Raw genomic sequence first — 1831 nt, 5'->3', positions numbered from 1 at the left:
CGCCGCGACCGCCGCGGTCGGTGCGGTGACCCTGGCGCTCGGCACGGCCTCGGCCGTCACCGCCGCGTCGGCGAGTGAGCACGCCGCGCCCGCCGCGCTCGGCGGCAACTGGTACGGCGCGGCGCCGTACGTCATGCCGTTCGACAACAGCCCGCCCGACCTCGGGCCGGTGATGAGCGCGACCGGGCAGAAGTCGTTCCAGCTCGCGTTCATCCTCGCCCCGAACGGCGGCGGGTGCAGCCCGACCTGGGACGGCACCCACCCCGTCTCCTCCGACACACAGGCCAAGTCCGTGATCGACGGAATCCGGGCGGCCGGTGGCGACGTGACCGTCTCGGCCGGCGGCTACGGCGGCACGAAGCTCGGCCAGACCTGCGCCGACCCGTCCTCGACCGCGGCGGCGTACCAGCAGGTGATCAGCAAGTACGCGCTCAAGGCGATCGACTTCGACCTGGAGGAGCCGGAGTACGAGAACGCGACGGCGATCCACAACGAGATCGGCGCGGCCAAGATCCTGCAGCAGAACAACTCCGGCCTGTACGTCTCGGTCACCACGGCCGGCACGACCGGCGGCGAGGGCACGGGCTGGTTCGGCAAGCAGATGCTGGCCGAGGCCAAGAGCCAGGGCTTCACCCCGGCCAACTACGCGATCATGCCGTTCGACGGCGGGTTCAACGGCTCGGCGGCGCAGATCAGTGCGCTGGAGGGTTTCCACTCCACGCTGATGAGCACGTTCGGCTGGAGCAGCGCCACCGCGTACGCCCACGAGGGTGTGTCGTTGATGAACGGACGCTCCGACACCGGCGAGTACTTCCGGCAGGCCGACTTCCAGGCGGTGCTGGACTACGCCACCTCGCACGGCCTGTCGCGGTTCACGTTCTGGTCGGTCAACCGGGACCGCCAGTGCAGCCCGCCGGACAACAACGGGCAGACCTCCGGCACCTGCTCCAGCGTCACGCAGGGCTCCTGGGACTTCACCAGGTACACCGCGGCGTTCGGCGGCGCGCCGGCCGCTCCCCCGCCCACCGACCCCGCGCCGGGCGCGTGCACGGCGCCGGCCTGGAGCGCCACCAGCGTCTACACGGGGGGCATGGAGGTGACCTACTCCAAGCACACGTACAAGGCCAAGTGGTGGACCCAGGGTGAGACGCCGGGCACGGCCGACGTCTGGTCCGACGAGGGCCCCTGCACCTGATACCGCGCGGCGGACCGGCGGCCGGTGGGAGTCTTCCACCGGCCGCCGGGTTTTCGGCGTGTGTCGACCCGAATGTGTGCTTTCATGCTGAACGCCGTAGCACTTCGAGCATCGGGAGCCCGCCGTGACCACGCCCAACGACGCCGCCACGACGTTCAAGGAATTCGACTACGACGGTGACGGCTACATCACCGCCGTGGAGTTCAAGCTCGCCATGACCGCTCGCCACGAGCGGGTGACCGGCGACGAGATCGACTCGATCTGGGCCCACGCCGACAAGGACGGGGACGGCAAGATCAACGAGGCGGAGTTCACCGAGGCCTGGAACTCCTGACCGGACGGGCCGCTCCGTCCTGGTGGCGCGCGAGCGCGGCGTTCCGCCTGGCCACGCTCGTGTACGCCGCCGCGCTCATCCTGCGCCACCGGCACGGTTACGCGCATCCGGTGGGCGGCCTGCTCGCCCTCGCGCTGATGGCCGGGTGGACCGCGCTGGCGACCGTCGTGTACGCGCGGCCCGCGCTGCGCCGCCGCGGGTTCGTCGTCGCCGACGTCCTGGTCGCGGTGGTGCTGGTTCTGGGCACGCGCTGGGTCGACACGGGCGTCCACATCGACCACGGCGCGCCGACGCTGCCGGTG

General features: G+C 71.2%; 3 protein-coding genes. All 3 read left to right on the top strand.

Features of this window, described 5'->3' with window-relative positions; genetic code table 11:
- Positions 1–1195 (top strand): carbohydrate-binding protein (locus tag ACFFNX_RS49055; protein ID WP_378213337.1); only part of this gene is annotated, 1195 nt, incomplete at its 5' end.
- Positions 1196–1319: 124 nt separating this feature from the next.
- The gene (locus tag ACFFNX_RS49050; RefSeq protein WP_378213336.1) at positions 1320–1529 is read left to right on the top strand and encodes an EF-hand domain-containing protein; all 210 of its coding nucleotides are present in this window, start codon (positions 1320–1322) and stop codon (positions 1527–1529) included.
- Positions 1457–1831, top strand: a 375-nt coding sequence (locus ACFFNX_RS49045; RefSeq protein WP_378213340.1) for a DUF5931 domain-containing protein, incomplete at its 3' end; no start/stop codon positions are given. The genes ACFFNX_RS49050 and ACFFNX_RS49045, both read left to right, overlap by 73 nt.

The organism is Actinoallomurus acaciae, from assembly GCF_042429965.1.
Lineage (GTDB): Bacteria > Actinomycetota > Actinomycetes > Streptosporangiales > Streptosporangiaceae > Actinoallomurus > Actinoallomurus acaciae.
Note: the sequence above shows the minus strand (reverse complement) of the source record. Positions and strands in the feature narration are given on the sequence as shown.